The sequence below is a fragment of the Variovorax raffinosi genome, assembly GCF_051216615.1.
In the GTDB taxonomy this organism is placed as follows: domain Bacteria; phylum Pseudomonadota; class Gammaproteobacteria; order Burkholderiales; family Burkholderiaceae_C; genus Variovorax.
In genome coordinates, this window is sequence record NZ_JBPJZR010000003.1 from 615837 (window position 1) to 634496 (window position 18660).

At 65.3% G+C, this 18660-nt stretch carries 17 protein-coding genes and 1 tRNA gene; 6 read left to right on the plus strand and 12 right to left on the minus strand.

Features of this window, described 5'->3' with window-relative positions; genetic code table 11:
* Positions 1-33 precede the first annotated feature (33 nt).
* From ACSFB7_RS13990 to alaS, 5 genes are all read right to left on the minus strand, one after another.
* Entirely contained in the window at positions 34-849 is an 816-nt protein-coding gene (locus tag ACSFB7_RS13990) for an SDR family oxidoreductase (RefSeq protein WP_435470993.1), read from the minus strand.
* 13 nt (positions 850-862) lie between these two features.
* On the minus strand, positions 863-1849 hold the full coding sequence (locus ACSFB7_RS13995) for a Bug family tripartite tricarboxylate transporter substrate binding protein (RefSeq protein WP_435470995.1): 987 nt from the start codon (positions 1847-1849) through the stop codon (positions 863-865).
* Between the two features lie 185 nt (positions 1850-2034).
* On the minus strand, positions 2035-3294 hold the full coding sequence (locus ACSFB7_RS14000) for a D-amino acid dehydrogenase (RefSeq protein WP_435470997.1): 1260 nt from the start codon (positions 3292-3294) through the stop codon (positions 2035-2037).
* A gap of 50 nt (positions 3295-3344) precedes the next feature.
* Entirely contained in the window at positions 3345-4361 is a 1017-nt protein-coding gene (locus ACSFB7_RS14005) for a 2-dehydropantoate 2-reductase (protein ID WP_435470999.1), read from the minus strand.
* A gap of 41 nt (positions 4362-4402) precedes the next feature.
* The gene (alaS, locus tag ACSFB7_RS14010; protein ID WP_435471001.1) at positions 4403-7027 is read right to left on the minus strand and encodes an alanine--tRNA ligase; all 2625 of its coding nucleotides are present in this window, start codon (positions 7025-7027) and stop codon (positions 4403-4405) included.
* A gap of 253 nt (positions 7028-7280) precedes the next feature.
* Between alaS and ACSFB7_RS14015 the strand changes: the two genes are divergently transcribed.
* From ACSFB7_RS14015 to ACSFB7_RS14025, 3 genes are all read left to right on the plus strand, one after another.
* Positions 7281-8102: a ferritin-like domain-containing protein gene (locus ACSFB7_RS14015; RefSeq protein ID WP_435471003.1), complete on the plus strand. Its 822-nt coding sequence runs from the start codon at positions 7281-7283 to the stop codon at positions 8100-8102.
* Between the two features lie 186 nt (positions 8103-8288).
* Positions 8289-8603: a hypothetical protein gene (locus tag ACSFB7_RS14020; RefSeq protein WP_435471005.1), complete on the plus strand. Its 315-nt coding sequence runs from the start codon at positions 8289-8291 to the stop codon at positions 8601-8603.
* Between the two features lie 534 nt (positions 8604-9137).
* A complete protein-coding gene (locus ACSFB7_RS14025) occupies positions 9138-10220 on the plus strand; it encodes an alpha/beta fold hydrolase (RefSeq protein WP_435471007.1) in 1083 nt (360 codons plus the stop codon).
* Between the two features lie 32 nt (positions 10221-10252).
* Here ACSFB7_RS14025 and ACSFB7_RS14030 read toward each other — a convergent pair whose 3' ends face one another.
* The gene (locus ACSFB7_RS14030; RefSeq protein WP_435471009.1) at positions 10253-10537 is read right to left on the minus strand and encodes a hypothetical protein; all 285 of its coding nucleotides are present in this window, start codon (positions 10535-10537) and stop codon (positions 10253-10255) included.
* 330 nt (positions 10538-10867) lie between these two features.
* Complete coding sequence (locus ACSFB7_RS14035; RefSeq protein ID WP_435471011.1) at positions 10868-12670, minus strand: ATP-binding response regulator; 1803 nt, start codon at positions 12668-12670, stop codon at positions 10868-10870.
* A 200-nt stretch (positions 12671-12870) separates the two neighbouring features.
* Here ACSFB7_RS14035 and ACSFB7_RS14040 point away from each other — a divergent pair, with 200 nt between their 5' ends.
* Positions 12871-13521, plus strand: a complete 651-nt coding sequence (locus ACSFB7_RS14040) for a hypothetical protein (protein WP_435471013.1) — start codon at positions 12871-12873, stop codon at positions 13519-13521.
* A gap of 13 nt (positions 13522-13534) precedes the next feature.
* On the opposite strand, the gene ACSFB7_RS14045 is transcribed toward ACSFB7_RS14040, so the two are convergent.
* Positions 13535-13756 (minus strand): hypothetical protein, encoded by a 222-nt coding sequence (locus ACSFB7_RS14045; RefSeq protein WP_435471015.1) that lies wholly within the window; start codon positions 13754-13756, stop codon positions 13535-13537.
* 590 nt (positions 13757-14346) lie between these two features.
* On the opposite strand from ACSFB7_RS14045, the gene ACSFB7_RS14050 reads away from it, so the two are divergent.
* On the plus strand, positions 14347-15174 hold the full coding sequence (locus tag ACSFB7_RS14050) for a hypothetical protein (RefSeq protein WP_435471016.1): 828 nt from the start codon (positions 14347-14349) through the stop codon (positions 15172-15174).
* Positions 15175-15270: 96 nt separating this feature from the next.
* Here the strand turns inward: ACSFB7_RS14050 and ACSFB7_RS14055 are convergent, their stop codons facing one another.
* On the minus strand, positions 15271-15639 hold the full coding sequence (locus tag ACSFB7_RS14055) for a hypothetical protein (protein WP_435471018.1): 369 nt from the start codon (positions 15637-15639) through the stop codon (positions 15271-15273).
* Between the two features lie 338 nt (positions 15640-15977).
* Between ACSFB7_RS14055 and ACSFB7_RS14060 the strand changes: the two genes are divergently transcribed.
* Positions 15978-16051 (plus strand) — tRNA-Gly (locus ACSFB7_RS14060).
* A 57-nt stretch (positions 16052-16108) separates the two neighbouring features.
* Here ACSFB7_RS14060 and ACSFB7_RS14065 read toward each other — a convergent pair.
* From ACSFB7_RS14065 to ACSFB7_RS14075, 3 genes are read right to left on the minus strand one after another with little or no spacing between them, the layout of a single operon-like run.
* Positions 16109-17497, minus strand: a complete 1389-nt coding sequence (locus tag ACSFB7_RS14065) for an FAD-dependent oxidoreductase (protein ID WP_435471020.1) — start codon at positions 17495-17497, stop codon at positions 16109-16111.
* 17 nt (positions 17498-17514) lie between these two features.
* A complete protein-coding gene (locus tag ACSFB7_RS14070) occupies positions 17515-17964 on the minus strand; it encodes a GNAT family N-acetyltransferase (RefSeq protein ID WP_435471022.1) in 450 nt (149 codons plus the stop codon).
* Positions 17961-18530, minus strand: a complete 570-nt coding sequence (locus tag ACSFB7_RS14075) for a phosphonate degradation HD-domain oxygenase (protein ID WP_435471024.1) — start codon at positions 18528-18530, stop codon at positions 17961-17963. Before ACSFB7_RS14075 ends, ACSFB7_RS14070 begins: the two co-directional genes overlap by 4 nt.
* Between the last annotated feature and the right edge of the window lie 130 nt (positions 18531-18660).

Consider the following 18660-nt stretch of genomic DNA (forward strand, 5'->3'; position numbering starts at 1 on the left):
TTTGGTCGTTCGTTCGCTTGTGGGGTCGGTGCATCAGTGCATCGCGAAGCCGCCGTTGACGGCCAGCAGCTGGCCCGTCACGAAGCGTGCGAGGCCGGAAAGCAGGTACAGCGTGGCGCCGCACACGTCGGCCGCCTGCTGCTCGCGCGGGATGGCGCGGCCTTCGAGGTACTTTTGATGGCGCGCCATCGGCACGTATTCGGTCGCCTCGACCAGCGTGAGGCCCGGTGCCACGGCATTGACGGTGATGTTGTCGCCGCCCCATTCGCGCGCCAGCGAACGCGTCATGGAGATGACGGCGCCTTTGCTCGATGCGTAGGCCAGCAGGTTGGGGGCGCCCCACAGCGCGGTGTCGGAAGCAAGGTTGACGACGGCGCCGCGGCCGCTTGCCGCCAGTGCCGGCCGGCAGGCGCGGCCCATGAGCCAGGTGCCGCGCACGTTGACGTTCATCACGCGGTCCCACATGTCGATCTCGAGCAGGTGCGCGTCGCGGCCGCCCGAGTTGGTGATGGCGGCGTTGTTGACGAGGCCGTCGAGGCCACCGAGCAGGCGGATCGCTTCGGCGGCGCAGGCGTCGATGGATGCCGGGTTCGACAGATCGACGGTCAGCGCATGCGCCTTGTGGCCGGCTTCGCGCAGCGCCTTCGCTTCGGTCCCGGCCAGCTCGCCGAGGATGTCGGCCAGCACCACGCTCGCGCCCGCCGCGGCGATGCACTGCGCGAACGCAAGGCCCAGGCCGCGCGCGCCGCCGGTCACTAGGACGCGACGGCCGGCCAGCAGGTTGGCGGGCAATTCGGCCAGCAGCGCCTGCAGGCTCGACGGATCGGGAATGGCTTTGAGTTCGGACATGGGATGTTCAGTCTCAGTCGGCCTGGATGCCGAGTTCCTTGATGACCTTGCCGAAGCGCGTGAAGTCGGCGGCGTTGGTCTTGCCGAGCACGTCGGCATCGCCGCCCACCGGCGTGGTGCCGAGCACGGCCATGCGCGCGACGATGTCGGGCATCTTGAGGATGTCGTTGAAGTGGCCGTTGAGCGTCTTCACGATCTCGGGCGACAGGTTGCGCGGACCCCAGAGGCCGTTCCAGGCCGTCACCTCGACGTCCTTGTAGCCCAGCTCCGCGAGCGTCGGCACCTTGGGCGCGAGCGGCGAACGCTCGCGCGAGGCCACGGCCAGCGGCAGCAGCTTGCCGTTGGCGAAGTACGGCGCCACCGGGCCGAGCGTGATGAAGGTCACCGGCACATGGCCGCCCAGCACGTCGTTGACGGCGGGCGCGACGCCCTTGTAGGGCACGTGCGAAAGGTTGCTGCCCGAGGTGCGGGCGAACATCTCGCCCAGGATGTGCATCGGCGAGCCGCTGCCCGGGCTGGCATACGACAGCGACTTGCCTGCGCCCTTGGCGGCGGCGACGGCGTCCTTCAGGCTGGTGAAGCCGCTGCCGGCGCTCGCCACCAGAAACAGCGGCTGGCTGCCCGTCTGCACGATCGGCGTGAAGCCGTTGAGCACGTCGTAGGCCGAGGCACCGTTGGTCTTGAGCACCAGTTGCGCGATGGAGAAGGTGCTGGGCGCGAGCAGCAGCGTGTAGCCATCAGGCGCAGCCTTCGACACATAGGCGCTGCCGATGATGCCGCTGGCGCCGGGCCGGTTGTCGACCACCACGGGCTGGCCGACGCGCGTCGACAGCTTCTCGGCGAAGAGCCGCGCCAGCGCATCGGTGTCGCCACCGGCCGGATAGGCGACGACCAACGTGATCGGCTTGCTCGGATAGGCGTCGGCCCAGGCAAGTCCGGTGACGCAAGCGGCGGCCATGGAAATGGCGGCGGCGATGGCATGGCGGCGGGTGTGTTTCATCGAGGTCCGTCTGGATCGGTTTTGTTTCACCAAAGAAACAACGATTTATTAATGGAACGCCACGAAGAATACCGATGAAGACAACTTCATGTCTAAGTAAAAACCCTGAGAGTTGCAACCCAACGAAAACAGGGCGGCCCTTTCGGACCGCCCTGCTTGCAGACGCGCTGATGTGGAGAGGGAACTCAGCCGCCGTAGCGCGCCACGGTCAGGCCTTCCATGTCGATCTCGGGCGCCTTGCCGGCGATCAGGTCGGCCATCACGCGGCCGGTGCCTGCGGCCATGGTCCAGCCGAGCGTGCCGTGCCCGGTGCTCAGCATCAGGTTGGGGATGTGCGTGTTGCCGATCACCGGCGTGCCGTCGGGCGTCATGGGGCGCAGGCCGGTCCAGAAGGAGGCGTCGCGCACGTTGCCGCCCTTGGGAAAGAGATCGGTCACGACGTGTTCGAGCGTGTCGCGACGGCCTGCGTCGAGCTTCAGGTCGAAGCCCGAAAGCTGCGCGGTGCCGCCCACGCGGATGCGGTCGCCCAGGCGCGTGACGGCGACCTTGAAGGTCTCGTCCATCACGGTGGATTCGGGCGCGCCGCCCGCATCGGTGATGGGCACGGTGATCGAGAAGCCCTTGACCGGATAGACCGGCAGGCCGATGCGCAATGGCTTCACCAGCGCGGGCGAATAGCTGCCGAGCGCGACCACGTAGCGGTCGGCGGTGAAGTGGCCCGCGTCGGTGCGCACGGCCGTCACGCCCTTGCTTGCATCGTGTTCGATGGCCTGGATGTTCACGCCGAACCTGAAGCGCACGCCGTGGGCCTCGGCCAGCTTGGCCAATGCCTGCGTGAACTTGAAGCAGTCGCCGGTCTCGTCGCCCGGCAGGCGCAGGCCGCCGACGAATTTTTCCTTCACCGCCGCGAGCGCGGGCTCGTAGGGCACGCAGCCTTCGCGGTCGAGCACCTGGTAGGGCACGCCGGAGGCCTTGAGCACTTCGACGTCCTTTGCCGTGCCGTCGAGCTGCTGCTGCGTGCGGAACAGCTGCAGCGTGCCCTGCATGCGCTCGTCGTATTGAATGCCGGTGTCCGCGCGCAGTGCCTTCAGGCAATCGCGGCTGTATTCGGCCAGGCGCACCATGCGGCCCTTGTTGATCTCGTAGCGCGCCTGCGTGCAGTTGCGCAGCATCGACAGGCCCCAGCGCCACATGGCCGGATCGAGCATGGGCTTGATGACCAGCGGGCTGTGCTGCATCAGCATCCACTTGATGGCCTTGACCGGCACGCCGGGCCCGGCCCATGGTGCGGAGTAGCCGGGCGAGACTTCGCCCGCATTGCCGAAGCTGGTTTCGAGCGCGGGCGCCGGCTGGCGCTCCAGCACCGTCACCTCGTGCCCGGCGCGCGCCAGGTAGTAAGCCACCGAGGTGCCGATGACACCGCTGCCGAGAATCAGGACCTGCATGAGAACAACCCTTTGAAAGCCGCGACGCTCCCGAGGGTACAGGGTGGGCGCTACAGGCCCAGCGAATCCTGCAATTGCCGTGCCGGCCACGGCTGCGGCCGTTGCGGCCACGCATCGAGCAAGGCGACCATGCGCGCGTTGCGCGGCGCGCTCAGGCCGTGCTCTTGCGCGAGGCGCACCACTTCGCCGCTGAGCGCATCGATCTCGGTGCGGCGGCCCAGCGCCAGGTCGTCGGCCATGCTGGAGCGGGCCTTGGCATCGATGCGCAGCATGCGCGCCGCGACGATGCGGAACAGCCAGTCGGGCAAGCGCAGCAGGCCGGACAGCCGATGCGCGGGAACGGCCGCAACCTGTGCCGGTGCGATGCCCGCCACATGGAGCACGCTCAGAGCTTCGTCGATGAGTGCCGCGAAGCAGCGCCGGTAGCCGCGCTGCATCAGCTCTTCGCGCAGCGGCAGGCCCGAGAGCGCATTGACGGGGTTGTTGAGGTTCAGCAGCAGCTTGCCCCACTGCACGGGCAGCAGGTCGGCATGCAGGTCGAGCGGCACGCCGGCGCGATCGAACACGGGCAGCCAGGGCCGCAGCGCCGCGTCATCGGCTGCGGCAAGCCGGCCGGGCGTGCCGCGATGGAAGGCGCCGGCGCCGATCTCGGCCACGTTGTACGGCACCATGCCGGGCAGCACATTGAGCGACGGGCCGGCCTGCGATGCGGCCGTGCAGTTGGAAATGCCGTTCTGCATCGAGACGACCGCGGTGCCCGCGGGCAACGCAAAAGCCAGCTCGGCCGCCGCTTCGGCCGTGGCGCCGCTCTTCACGCAAAGCAGCACCAGCGCAGGCCGTGCGCCGACGGGCACCTGCTCGAACAGGCGCAAGCCGGCCGCGGGCAGCTTGTGCCTGGCACCGTCGATGTCGCTGAGCGTCAGGCCGTTGCGTGCGAGCGTTTCCAGCACGCGCGGACGGCCGACGAAGCTCACGGGCACACCGGCTGCCGCAAGGCTGCCGCCGATGAAGCAGCCGATGGTGCCGGCGCCCATCACAAGCACTTCACCGGGGATCGCGTCGGGCATGAAGTGCTTGTTGAAGAGCTAAAGAGTTGGGCGCCGAGTCGTCAGGCGCGTTCGGCGACCCAGGCCTGCACCGACTTCAGCGCGGCCGGAAGGCCTGCCGCATCGGTGCCGCCGGCCATGGCCATGTCGGCCTTGCCGCCGCCCTTGCCACCGACCTGCTGGGCCACGAAGTTGACCAGCTCGCCGGCCTTGACCTTGCCCGTGCTGTCGGCGGTGACGCCGGCCGCGATCTGCACCTTGTCGCCATCGGCGGCGGCCAGCACGATCACGGCGGTCTTGAGCTTGTCCTTCAGCTTGTCCATGGTGTCGCGCAGCGTCTTGGCATCGGCGCCGTCGAGCTTGGCCGCGAGCACCTTGATGCCGTTGACGTCGACGGCCTGCGCCAGCAGTTCGTCGCCCTTGGACGATGCGAGCTTGCCCTTGAGCGCGCCCACTTCGCGCTCCAGCGCCCTTACCTGCTCCAGCACCTGCGTGAGCCGGCCCTGCAGTTCGGCGGTCGGCGACTTGAGCGTGGCGGCCACGCTGTGCACGGTCGACTCGAGGTCTTGCAGGTACGACAGCGCATTGGCACCGGTCACGGCTTCGATGCGGCGCACGCCGGCGGCCACGCCGCCTTCGCTGACGATCTTGAACAGGCCGATGTCGCCGGTACGGCCGACGTGCGTGCCGCCGCACAGTTCGCGGCTGGTGCCGATGTCAAGCACGCGCACGGTCTCGCCGTACTTCTCGCCGAACAGCATCACGGCGCCGGTCTTCTGGGCCGATTCCATGTCCATCACGCGGGCCTGCGTGGCCACGTTGGCCAAGACTTCGGCATTGACGCGCTTTTCGATCTCGACGATCTGCTCTTGCGTGACGGCGGCGTTGTGCGCGAAGTCGAAGCGCGTCTTGTCGGCATCGACCAGCGAGCCCTTCTGCTGCACGTGGTCGCCGAGCACTTCGCGCAGGGCCTTGTGCATCAGGTGGGTGACAGAGTGGTTGCGCATGGTGGCGGCGCGGCGCGCGGTGTCGACCGCGGCCTTGACCGCGTCGCCGACCTTGAGCGTGCCTTGCGTTTGTGTGCCGTGGTGGCCAAACACGTCGGCCTTGATCTTCAGCGTGTCTTCGACGCCGAACTGCACGCCTTCGGCGATCAGCACGCCCTGGTCGCCGACCTGGCCGCCGCTCTCGGCATAGAACGGCGTGGTGTCGAGCACCACGATGCCGCTCTGGCCTTCCTTCAGCTCCTGCACGGCCGTGCCTTCGAGGTAGAGCGCCACGACCTTGGCGTTTTCTTCCAGGTGGTCGTAGCCGGTGAAGGTGTTGCCTGCACCGGTGTATTCGACGTTGCGGTCCATCTTGAACTTGCCGCCCGCACGGCCTGCCGCCTTCTGCTTTTCCATGGCGACGTTGAAGCCGGCTTCATCGACGCTCACGCCGCGCTCGCGGCACACGTCGGCCGACAGGTCGAGCGGAAAGCCGTAGGTGTCATGCAGCTTGAAGGCGACTTCGCCCGGCAGCGTCTTGGCACCGCCGGCCAGCGCCGCGTCGAGGATTTCCATGCCGTTGGCCAGCGTCTCGAAGAAGCGTTCTTCTTCGGCCTTCAGCGTGTCGGTGATGCGCTTTTCATCGGCCACGAGCTTGGGGTACGCGTCGCCCATCAGCTTGACGAGGTCGGGCACCAGCTTGTGGAAGAAGGGCTTCTTCTGGCCCAGCTTGTAGCCATGGCGGATGGCGCGGCGAATGATGCGGCGCTGCACGTAGCCACGGCCTTCGTTCGACGGGATCACGCCATCGGCCACCAGGAACGAGGTGGCGCGAATGTGGTCGGCAATCACGCGCAGCGAGTTGTTGCCCAGGTCTTGCTCGCCGGTCTCGCGGGCCGCGGCCTTGATGAGCGCGTCGAAGATGTCGATTTCGTAGTTGCTGTGCACGTGCTGCAGGATGGCCGCCAGGCGCTCCAGGCCCATGCCTGTGTCGACGCAGGGTGCGGGCAGTTTCTTGACCGAGCCGTCGGGCTGCATGTCGAACTGCATGAACACGTTGTTCCAGATCTCGATGTAGCGGTCGCCGTCTTCATCGGGGCTGCCGGGCGGGCCGCCGGGGATCTCGGGGCCGTGGTCGAAGAAGATTTCGGAGCACGGGCCGCACGGGCCGGTGTCGGCCATCATCCAGAAGTTGTCGGACATGTAGCGACCGCCCTTGTTGTCGCCGATGCGCACAACGCGCTCGGGCGGCAGGCCGATCTCTTTGGTCCAGATGTCGTAGGCCTCGTCGTCCTCGATGTAGACGGTGGCCCAGAGTTTTTCGGCCGGCAGCTTGTAGACCTTGGTCAGCAGCTCGAAAGCCCAGGTGAGCGATTCGCGCTTGAAGTAATCACCAAAGCTCCAATTGCCCAGCATCTCGAAGAAGGTGTGGTGGCGCGCGGTGTAGCCCACGTTCTCCAGGTCGTTGTGCTTGCCGCCGGCGCGCAGGCAGGCCTGGACCGAGGCGGCGCGCACATACGGGCGCTTGTCTTCACCGAGGAACACGTCCTTGAACTGGACCATGCCCGAGTTGGTGAACATGAGGGTCGGATCGTTGCCCGGCACCAGCGAGCTGGAGGGCACCACCGTGTGGCCCTTGGAGGCGAAGAAATCGAGAAAGGTCTTGCGGATGTCCGCGACCGTGAATGTGGGCTGGCTCATCTTTGGATTCGTCTTCTGTCGAGGGCGGCCCTGCGATGGCGACCCTCTCGTCGAACCCACTGCGGCGAACCGGCCTAACTGCTTGATTTGCTTGAACAAACGATTATAGGTTTGGCTATGGGTCACGGCCCGGACAAGGGCAAACTGCATGATCCGGGCGTCACGGCTAATATGCGCCCTGAAGCGACACCGCCGAACCAAAGACGGTCGGCTTCGTCCTATTCATATGCACGACATGAATCAAGGAGCCCGAATGGCAGGTCAAGAGGCCGAACACTGGAAGATCGAGGATCTTGATTTCTCGCGCATTGCGCTCGACGAGGTGCGCCCTGACGAGAATCTTTTCTACCTGGTGACTTCCGCCTCGTTCATCGAAAGCGGATCGGACCTGTACACGCACAACCTGGTGGATTTTTTCCGCGGCGACGACGAGGTCACCGACTGGCTCTCGAACTACTGGGAACCCGAAGAACTGCAGCACGGCAAGGCCTTGCGCGCCTACGTTCGCCACGTGTGGCCGGAGTTCGAGTGGGACACGGCCTACAACGGCTTCCTGGAGGAATACGCGACCTACTGCAAGGTCGAGCTGCTGGCACCGACCCGGGCCCTCGAAATGACCGCGCGCTGCGTGGTCGAGACCGGCACCGCCACCTACTACCGCGCGATGGCCCGCAGCACCACCGAGCCGGTGCTGCGCGACCTTGCGACCCGCATCGCGAACGACGAGGTCAACCACTACAAGCACTTCTACCGTTTCTTTCGCCGCTATCGCGAGCAGGAAAAACTGAGCCGCTTTCGCGTGATGGGCACCATCGGCCGGCGCACGCTGGAGCTCAAGAGCGAAGACGCCGACTGCGCGATCCGCCACGTGGTGAAGGCCCGCGCACCCGCGCGCGTGGACGACACCGCCTATGTGCAGCAGCTCAGCGCGCGCATGAACAGCACCATCCGCACCAACCTGAGCCCGGGCACGACGCTGAAGATGCTGATGCGGCCGCTGGAGCTGCCGGCCCGGGTGCAGACGGTGATCCAGTACCCGATCAAGCAGTTCATGCAGCACGTGTTCCTGCGCTGAGTCCACGCCGCCGAAGCCGCAGGGCAGACAAGCCAAAGCAGTAAACCGAAACAGCGGTCCCGGTTCGCGCAACACATACCTCGCTAGTATTTGCGCTCCACTTTTCCAGTGACAAGGCTCAAGGCCATCGAACGAGCGGTGCTTCGTGCCGCACGCGTCGATCACAGCCTTTGGCATGCGGGTCCGATGTTCGATCACAAGTCCAGTCGCGAGCAGCTCTACACGGTGCACCTTGAAGGCGCGAGCCTTTCCATACGGGACCTCATGGAGGTGCGCTTCACCTTTCTCCGGCTGCTCGAGCAACGCATCGGAAGGCCCGAGCGGGTGGTGAAGTGCTACCGGGCCTGGTCGAGCCAGTTGGAGTCCGGCACCGGGACGATGGGGCAAGCACAGATTGCCCACGCGCGCGCCTGGCGGGAAGCCTGGGAGCATGCGAGCGAAGTGGCGGTCCCCTTGCTCAGCCATCCGCACACCACGGCGTTCCGCTTCGAGCTTTACTGAGCGGGCGAGAGCGGGCGAAAAAAAACCCAGCGCTAGGCTGGGTTGAACCTCTTGAGTGCTGTCACACACAGAGAACCCGCACGTTGAAGCGAGTCCGCAAAATTTAGGGCCTCGGGCGGGAGTGTCGTGTCGGACAGCACCGACACTTCCGGCGGACGGGCCCGGGAAGACTCACTTCGACACCGCGCAAACTGCCAAATTGTTCACGTTTTTAGAAGTGTCCTACGGCGGTTGTCTATTTATGACTGACAGCGGCAAGGCGGCGGCCCAGCGACCATCGCTGTGCTGTCACGCAACAGGGCCGCATAGAAGAAGAGCTCTCTGTTTCGTCCTTAGAGCGCCCACCTGGGCTCCTCGAACCCGCTTCGGCGGGTATTTTTTTGCCCGCGCCATCCTTGATTGCAGCCTGCGCAAAGGTTCGCTTCAGCCCACCTTCAGTTCGCCTTCAGGCCTTCGGCAGGCCCTGCGCATACCGTCAGAACACCCCACCCGGCAGCGGTGCGGAACCCATTTTTTCTTCTGACGGAGCACCCCTTGTTTTCATCCAGCGTCCACACCGAACACCGCAGGCATCTGCTGCGCGCCGCCACCGCATGGCCAGCCGCCCTTCTTCTCGCCAGTTGCGGGGGCGGCGGGAACGGCGGTGGACCGGGCCCCTTCCAGCCGTCGGGGCCAGCCACGGTCAGGGTCGCGGACCGCCGCGTGCGGGTGGCGCCTGACGTCTCGCTGCATGTGCGCGACTGGCAGTCCGACCGCCTGGACGGCACCACCTTCGTGCTGCTGCCCGGCTTCGGTGCCACGGCATCGCACTTCAACAGCCTGGGGCCCGCGCTGGCGAAGCGCGGGCGCGCCATCGCCATCAGTTGCCGCGGCTTCGGTCAGTCCGACAAGCCGCTTCCCGACGCCAGCCACAGCTACGACACCGAGACACTGGTCAACGACGTGCACGAAGTGCTGCAGGCCCTGGACGTCGGCCGCATCGTGCTCGGCGGCCATTCGATGGCGGGCAACCAGGTCACGCTTTTTGCGGGGCGCTACCCGGAGCGCGTGCGCGGCCTGATCTACCTGGACACCAATTTCGACTACAGCACCCTGCCCAAGGACCAGCCCGAAGACCCGTTGCTGGACGATCCCGAGATGACGGAAGCGGACATGGCCTCGGTGGCGGCGGCCATCGCCTACTTCAAGCGCATCAACCTGAACTGGTCGGCGCCGATGGAGGCGGACCTGCTCGACAAGCTCGATGTCCATCCCGACGGCAGCGTGCGAATCAACACGCCTGCGGCGGTGATGCTGGCCATGTCCCAGGCGGCCTATGCGTTCTCGCCCGACTACAGGCCGCTGCGCGCCCCCGCCCTGGTGCTGAACGTGCTGCCCGGAAGCTGGCGCGACATGTTCCCGTGGCTGGCCGCCACCGCCGATCCGCAGCGGGAAAAGGCGGCGAACGATGCGGCCACGCTCTTCATCCAAGAGCGCCCCCGCGACGCCGACCGCCTGTTCGCCGCCCTGCCGGCCGGCAGCCAGCGGGCGGCCTTCCAGCCCGCGACCCATGCCGACTTCTTCATTCAGCGCGAGGGCGAAGTGCTGCGCCTCGTCGACGGAATGAACTGGCTCTAGCCAACAGGCAAACAGGCAACAGGTGGCGGAACCTACGGCGCCGACGTCAGGCCCGGCTTGCGGCTTCCATCCAGCGAATAAAGCTGCGGCCGCTCGTCCGTGACGCCGTCCACAGGACCGTGTTCCGTGTTGCGCGGCTGGCGATAGAGCTCATTTTCCAGACGCCGCACGCGCTCGGAATACATCCGGGCCAGGGCGCTGTGGTGCTCGGCCGCGGCCTGATGCTCGATGCGCGCCATCTGTGCCTCCTCCAGCAGCGCCGACGCGCGCCGCAGATACGCGGCATGGCCCGGGCGAAACAAGAAGTCGAACGTCATTTCACGCTCCTTCCCGCAACAGTGCGGTAGGGCCATGTTGCTCCCGCAGACCATAAAAAGTCTGTCGGTCGCCGTCCTACCTTTTCACGATGAACGCTACCTTTTTCCATAACACACGGCAGTGACGCGTTTTCCCTGCCCGATGGGGACAATGCTGTGGAAAACCGTGTGTGCATTGCGCGAAAGCGTTGCCTGGCGTGGCCTGCAACGCGGTGCCTGCGAAAGAGGCAGTGCGCCGGTTTTTTTTGGAACCGCCCGGATTCCGGGCCGCGCAGTGGTCTTTACGCATCACCTTCAGACGTTCATGCGCCGCCAAGCCCCCTGCGTCTTTCAGGGATTGCGCTGCGGCGCAGCAGTCCCCGCGACGAGCAGTTTCTCGACCCAGCTTCGCAACGCATCCACTTCGACGGGCTTGTGCAACACCGGGATCGAGCGTGCAGCAGCTTCGATCAGGCGCGCCGGATCGGTATCGCCGCTGACCAGCAGCGCGGGAATCGTGTCGTCGTTGTATTCCTCGTGCACGCGGTCGATGGCCTCGATGCCGTTCTCGTGCTCGCGCAGGCGGTAGTCGCTCACGATCAGGTTGGGCTTGCCCGGCACGTCGGCGATCAGCGCGACCAACTCGGCCACACCCGCGGCGGCAACCACGCGGTGCCCCCAGCTTTCAAGAAGCAGTTGCAAGCCCTCGCGATTCTGTGCGTCGTCGTCGACCACCAATATGAGTTGCCCCTTCGCCGGCCTGGCATCGAGGAGCGGCGCGTCGACGCCCGTGCCGAACGCCCCCGCCTCGACGGGCGCTTCCACCGCCAACGCGCGGTGCGCTTCGACGCTCAAAAGAAAGGCCGTTCCGCGTCCTTCGGTCGAGCGCATGGCCAGCGCATGCCCCAGCAACGCGGCCGTTCGACGAACGATGGCAAGGCCGAGCCCGAGCCCCTTGCTGCGGTCGCGCTCGGGATTCTGGAGCTGGTGGAACTCCCAGAAAATGCGCTCGTGTTCATGCGGCGGGATGCCGGGCCCCGTGTCCCAGACCTCGATGCGGACATTGCCGCCGCGTGCACGGCAACCGATCAGCACGCGCCCGCTGCGTGTATGGGCGATGGCATTGCTGACCAGGTTGCGCAGGATGCGCTCCAGCAGCATCGGGTCTGAATGGACCCATGCCTTGCAGCGCCGCACCTTCAGCGCCAGTCCCTTTTGCTGCGCTTGCGGCGTGTACTCCGTGCGGATCTGGTCCAGCAGGCGATCGAGCGGAAAGTTCTGAAGACGCGGATGGATCACCCCCGCATCCAGCCGCGAAATGTTGAGCAAGGCATCGAACAGATGCCCCATGGCGGCGCTGGCCTTCGTGATGTTCTCGACCAGATATCGGCCGTGCACCGAAAGACGCTCGTTCGCGAGCAGCCCGAGAAAAAGACTCATCGCGTGAACCGGCTGCCGCAGGTCGTGGCTGGCGGCTGCAAGAAAGCGCGACTTCTCCAGGTCGCTGCGCTCGGCGGCTTCTTTTTCGAGCCGCACCTGCTGCAGCAGCGCGAGGTTTTCATAGCCCAGATGCAATGCGTTCAGGTGCGTGCGGTTCATGCGGTGGATGAACGCGACGGTGGCCACCAGGTACGCAATGCCGCTCGCGACCAGCGCCACATTGACGGCCGACGGCTGGACCGCCAGCGCGATGAATGTCGGCGCGAAGGCCGGCACCAGGAACGCATAGACGGCCGACAGCACCATGTAGTTCGAATAGATGGCGCCGGTGCCCAGGCCGAACAGGACCACGATGAAGAACAACTGGTATTCGAGCGGAACGAAGAACGTCCAATAGGAAAACGGCAGCCCCCACAGCACGCCCGAAGCGATATTGCCGACCACCATCTGCCGCAACCACTGCGCGCCGGCGCCGGGGCGATGGCGCACGCGGTGGAAGTACAGCATTGCGGCGAACCTGAAGGCCGCCACGAACACGGTGACCGACAGCCAGACGACCACCTGCATCTTCGGAACCACCGCCAGCATCACGTAGGCCACCACGCACGCCGAGACGACCGAGCCGGCCAACGCGAACGGGAAGCTGCGCAGCAAGACGGAGACCTGCACGTCGAAGACACGTTGGCTGTCGGTGGGCTGTGAAAGGCTGGTCATGCGAAGTCCGGGTTTCGGGAATCGAAAGGCGTGGGCGAAAACTGCTTCCAAGCTTGATGCATCGCCGCATCGAGTCTCGCATTCCTTCGCCGCACCGGAAGCCGATCCGCGGGTCATTTGCGCAAAGCCTCGCGCGGGGTTACACGGGGTGAGTCGACAGGGGTGCGGGGCTAAACTCGACGGCTTCAAAGCCCTGCCGCATGCCCACCCTCAACCGCTTTCAAAAGGAATCCGCTCTTCGGGCGTCCGGCGTGAAACTGCGCCCATATCCTCTGGCCAGGGATGCCACGGACGGTGCCGATCAACGTGCGGCAGACCTCGAATTCCTCCATGCCTGCACGGCCTGGGAAGACGATATCGACAAGCTGTACCTGCAGCAAGTTCTTGCGCAGCCTCCGGCGAGCACGGGCGACGACATTCAGGCGTTCATCGCGACATGCGAGCAGCAAGGCGTGGCCGCGGCACTCGCGCAACTCAATCGCGGCGTGCCCCACCGCTACACCGCCGTCTATCGGCTGGAGGGCGAGATGCTGAAGAACATCGCGCTCATCGACAAGGCGGGAGAGGATCGCCCGGAGTTCCTGGCCGAAGTTCCGCTGGGAACCAGCTTCTGCCAGTTCGTGCTGCGGGACGGCTCCTTCCTGACCAGCGATTCCGCGCAAGACGACAGATTGAATGGGCACCCTTACAAGGGCGTCATGGTCGCGTACCACGGGGTGCCTGTGCTCAACGAGACGGGAACCCTCTACGGTTCTCTCTGCCATTTCGACGTGCAGGCGCAACCGCTGAGTGACGTGGAGTTCGAGCGCCTCAAGGTCGTGGCGGGCGTCATCCGCCCTTACTTGACATAGGGCCCCGCGCCCTTCACCGGCTCTTCTTTTTCGCCCATTCCACAGCCATCGCTTTGGCGCGTTCCAGCGCTTCGCCTCGGCTGCCTCCTGCGTGCGGGTCGATCTTCAAGGTTCTTATGTCGTCGCCCGGTGGCGCGCGGTATCGAACCACGGCCTGGAACTCGCCGGACGGCAACTGCTCGGCGCTGCACAGGAAGGACCAGCCTCCATGGGGGAACTCGACCAGCTCATCCATGGTGGTCTCCTGCAGGCGCGCTGAAGTGCGCGTGCTGCGCCAGAGCCTGGGTGAGTTCTTCTTTGCTTGTGTTTTTCATGCTGACCTCCGTAGTGAGAGATCAAGCTAAACGCCGGTCACTTTGCTCTCTGTAGGAGGCTGCGCCGGCTGTGTCTCGGGGAAAGCGCAGGCGCCGTGGAGCCGCCATCGGGACAACCTCAAGACTGCCAATGAATGACGACCCAGGGTTTCCCTTCGCCCCAAAAATCTGCGCGGCATTGGACTTTAGTCCAATGCGCTCGATGAACCGCCCTCATAGGATCGCGCGTCCTTGGATAGGTCCTCTCATGTCATCTGCTTCCCGCGCCGCAGGCTACAGCCCTCTGGCACAGCTCAACCCGATATCGCGCCTCGCGCTGGCCGCAACACTGCCCGCAATCCTTTTCGCGTGCGGAGGCAGTGGTGGTGCAGGCGTGCCATTTGCCCCCATCGCCGTGGCACCGACGCCAGGCATCCCACCGGCCCCTCCAGCTCCGCCACCGCCCCCTGAACCGCCGGCTGCGCCACCACCGGCCGTTGCTCCGCCGCCTGCATCACAAACAACGACGCTAGTGCCCAGCATCGCCGCGCTCGCGCTGTCAGCAAACAACCCGACGCTGAATGCGGCACTCACAGGCACGTCGCGAAAAATCACCATCACGAATACAGGGCTCTACGATGCCAAGGGGCTCACGGCGACTGTTTCTCCGGCGTTGCCCCCCGGCTCCTCGTTTGCCACGAACTGCGGTGGCGTGCTGCCGGCCGGCAGCAGTTGCGAGGTCACCGTCGCGCCCGGCCTTGCGCCGACGGCGGCACCACTCACTGCGCCCGTGCCGTCCACGCTGCGTGTCACGGGCGAAAACACCAACGCCTCGATCACCGACATTCACATCCTGAGCTATGGAAGCGTTTACCAAGCGGGCTATGTGTTCAACCTGGTCGACACCACGACTCCAACGGCCAGCGTTGGCGGCAAAGTGCTGGCCCTGTCGCCCGAATCGAACGGGGAAAGATGGGGCCCCGATGGCCCGACCGATGGCGTGCCCTATGGTGACGGCCGGGCGACGACACAGGCCATCGTCAACCTGTTTCAAGGCCAGCCTTCGGCTGCGCAGACATGCGTCAGCAGCTCCACCGGCGGCTATTCGGATTGGTACCTGCCGGGAGTGTGCGAAATGGCGACCTGCGCCAACAACAGCCAGCCGATGCACCAAACACTGCTTCAACGGTATCCCGGAAGCTACGACCCGGCGCGCCGCTACTGGCTTGCGGACCCGCGGCGCCCGACCGATCAGCCCTCGAGCACGACCGCCGTTGCATACGATCAAAATTCTTTCCACATTAGGGATTCACGCAGCAACCTTCACCTGACGCGCTGCATGCGCGATCTTTCAGGCTGACCGAGCAGATGGGCGTGCCCATCGAGGGGACCAGGAACACGCCCGGGGTGATGGAGGCCGCTGACGGCTCCGAGGTCACGCTGCAATGAAATCTGGCTACTTGCGCTTCTCGCTTTGGTACAACTCCATCGCAGAGTTCGCAAAGTCGTGTGCGATGGCGTGGATCTGTGCCTCCGGATTTTTCGCACACACCGTGTCCAAGACCCTGTTGATCAGCTTGTGGTCGGGGACCGACAAGACCATCTTGTCTTCGGAACCGTCGGAATTCTTACTCGACAGGTAGCCCTGCACCCAGGAGAGCAGCATCCCCTCCGTGACGACCGCATTGTCCTGTCGCGGCGTCTTCCGGGCCTGGAGCCAGACATCGCATTTCACGACACCAATGCCGCCAACAGCCGACTCGGCCCGAGCCAACCCCGTCACAGCCAGCATGATGGCCAGAAGAATGTATCGAGTGGATTTCATGGGCCAATTGTCCATCGCGCGCCCCGCTCTTGCGGGCGGCAGCCACGCGCAAGTCGATGCACGCATCACCGCGGTTCCTCTGCTCCACGCGGATGCGCGGACATCAAAGAACATGGACCTATACTCCGAGCTGTTGTCGCGGCGCTGAATTGCGCTTCGGCAGGTAGGCAAGGCGTAGGTTCTTCGAAAGTTACGCCAAAAGCTACGCCAAGGTGCCAAGTGCATAGGGGTGAAGCCGGGTGAGTTTGGGAAACCCGGTCGATGCCGAAAGGCTGAACGCCCTCTATGAATCAAGCGTCTAGGTCAAAAACTCGCTGTGCATCAACGAGTTGAAAAATGCGGGTGTAGTTCAATGGCAGAACGGCAGCTTCCCAAGCTTCATACGAGGGTTCGATTCCCTTCACCCGCTCCACTCAGCATTTTCTGAAGCACTTCGCCCCTGGTCGAAGCCGCCCTTCGGCTCGGTGCTTCAGGCCTTGTCAGCCTTCCCCGCAGCATTCGCCAGCTTGCTGAGCAAGCGGTCGACCAGCCACGGCTGGAGGTTCTGGTCTTCGGCCAGCTCCTTGCGGCGAATCGCATTGCGCACCACGATCGAGCCCACGTAACGCATCGGCTCCGGCGGGAAGTAGCCGAGCGGCCCGTTGGTCAGCGGGCTGCGGGTCCATGCGTTGTCCTGGTCGAGCACCAGCGATGACAGGATCTGCCCACCCATGTAGGTCGGCCCGACACCGTTGCCCGAGTAGCCGAATCCGTAATAGATATGCGGCGCGCAGTCGAGCTTTCCGAAGAACGGAAACCCCGTCACCGAACGGTCTGACGGTCCGTTCCAGCTCGCCGTGATCGGCGTGTCGCTCAGCGCCGGAAAGAACGAGTGCAGGGCCTGCGTCAGCTCGGCCTCGTACGGCGAGCGCTCGTCGAACACCGCCGCCATGCGGCCACCCCAGGCAAAGGTGTTGCCTCCCTTGCCCAGCATGATGCGGCCGTCGACGGTGCTGCGGTAGTAGTACACGAAGGTGCGCGAATCGAGCACCGACACGCCGTCGCGCAAACCGATCTGTTGCAGCAGATCGGGGCACCGCTCGGTGATGATCATGTCGCTCGACACGATGGCGATGGTGCGCTCGAACTGCGGGAAGGCGCTGGCCATCCATGCATTCATCGCGAGCACCAGTTTCTTTGCGCGCACACTGCCGGTGGGCGTGCGAACCACGACCGGATGGTCGGTGCTGAAATCCAGCATCGGCGTGCGTTCATGAATGCGGATGCCCATGGCCAGCGCCACGCGCCGAAGCCCGCGCACCAGCTTGCCGGGATGCACGGTCGCGGCAATGGGCGAATACACGCCGGCCAGATTGCGTGCGGAGCCTGAGCGCCGTGCCACTTCGTCCGGCGGCAAGGTGCGGTAGGAATTGATGCCCCGCGCCTCCAGCGCCTGCATCATCGGATCGAGCGTGCCGATCTGCGCCTGCGAGGTGGCGGTGTAGAGCGTGCCGTCCTGGCGCAGCTCGGCATCGATGCCATGCGTGGCGCAGAAGTCGGCGATGTGCTGGACCGCGGCCTCCGATGCCTTCACGAGGCGCACCGCTTCGTCTTCACCGAACAGCCGGCGCAGCGTCAGGAACTTGGCCGACCAGGTGAGCAGGCAGCCGCCGTTGCGGCCGCTCGCTCCGGCTCCGCAGAGATCGCTCTCGATGATGACGATGTCGAGCGCGGGTGCCTGCAGCTTGGCCTGGATGGCGGTCCACAGGCCGGTGAAGCCGCCGCCGACGATGCAGACGTCGGCGCTCTGCTCGCCCTGCAGCGCGGGTGCGAGGTCGCCGTCGTTGAACAGAGCCTGTTCGATCCAGAAGGGGCGCATGTCGGGCTCTCGGGTTGTCAGGGCTTGCGCCGCATTTCGTAGGAAAGTTCGGACTCGCGCTCGACGACGAACCCGAAGCGCTCGTAAAGCGATTTCGCCGGGTTCGCCTTCAGCACGCTGAGCGTGAGGTCGACACCCTCCCGCGCGGCCTGCTCGATGACTTCGGCCAGCAGCCCGGTGCCGATGCCGCCGCCCTGATAGCCGGACGCCAACTGGATCTGGATGACGACCCACTCGTGCGGATCGCGCGACACCTTGAGCAGGCCGACCGGTGCGCCTTCATGCAGCAATACTTCGGCGCACTCGAAGCGATGCATCAACCGCGCCATGTGGTGCGCGTCGCTGACCTCGCCACCGGAAGCGATCATGTGGCCGTTCATCGTTCGCTGCCGCAGGTCGAGCAGGAAGGGAATGTCTTCTGGCGTGGCCCGCCGGCGCTGCAATGCGAAAGGGCGCGTGGCGCTCATGGCTGCGCCGTGGCGACAGCAGGCCGTGACGCAAGGGCCAGGTGCCCCGCATAGTGCCGCAGGTCTGGCGTCTTCGCATCGGCGCACTTGGCCGTGTCGTCCCAACGCCGCAGGCGGACCGCGTCCATCGCGTAGGGCAAGGCCTCGAAGGCCTTGGCCTGTGCCTCGTCGAACACACCGCCCTGCAGTTGCAGGCTGCGCTTCGAGTCGGGCGACAGCGCTTCGAGGTAGCCGGGTTCGCGCGCGCACAGAAAACGCTTGGCGTCCACATGCAAGCGGATCGGCTCCAGCGTGGCCGGGCCAAACAGCGCGCGAAGAAACGGCAGGCAGCGGTACTGGTGCAGGTCGTCCAGTCCCTGCTGCGTCGGCGTGCCGCCGAAGTCGTGCAGCAGGTGGCCCAGGTCATGCAAGAGCGACGCCGCGATCAGTGCGCTGCCGGCGCCCTCCTGCTCGGCCAGGTGCGCCGACTGCAGCGCATGCTCCAGTTGCGTGACGGGCTCGCCGTCGTACTGCGCACCGCCCTTGGACTCGAAGAGGCCGACGATGTCGGGAATGCTCAGGCTCATGACGGCTTACCAGGGCAGCGAATAGGTCTTGCAGTTGGTGAAGCTCTTCATGGCTTCGAGCACGCCTTCCTTGTAGCCCAGGCCCGAGTCCTTGATGCCGCCGAAGGGCGTCAGCTCCAGCCGGTAGCCG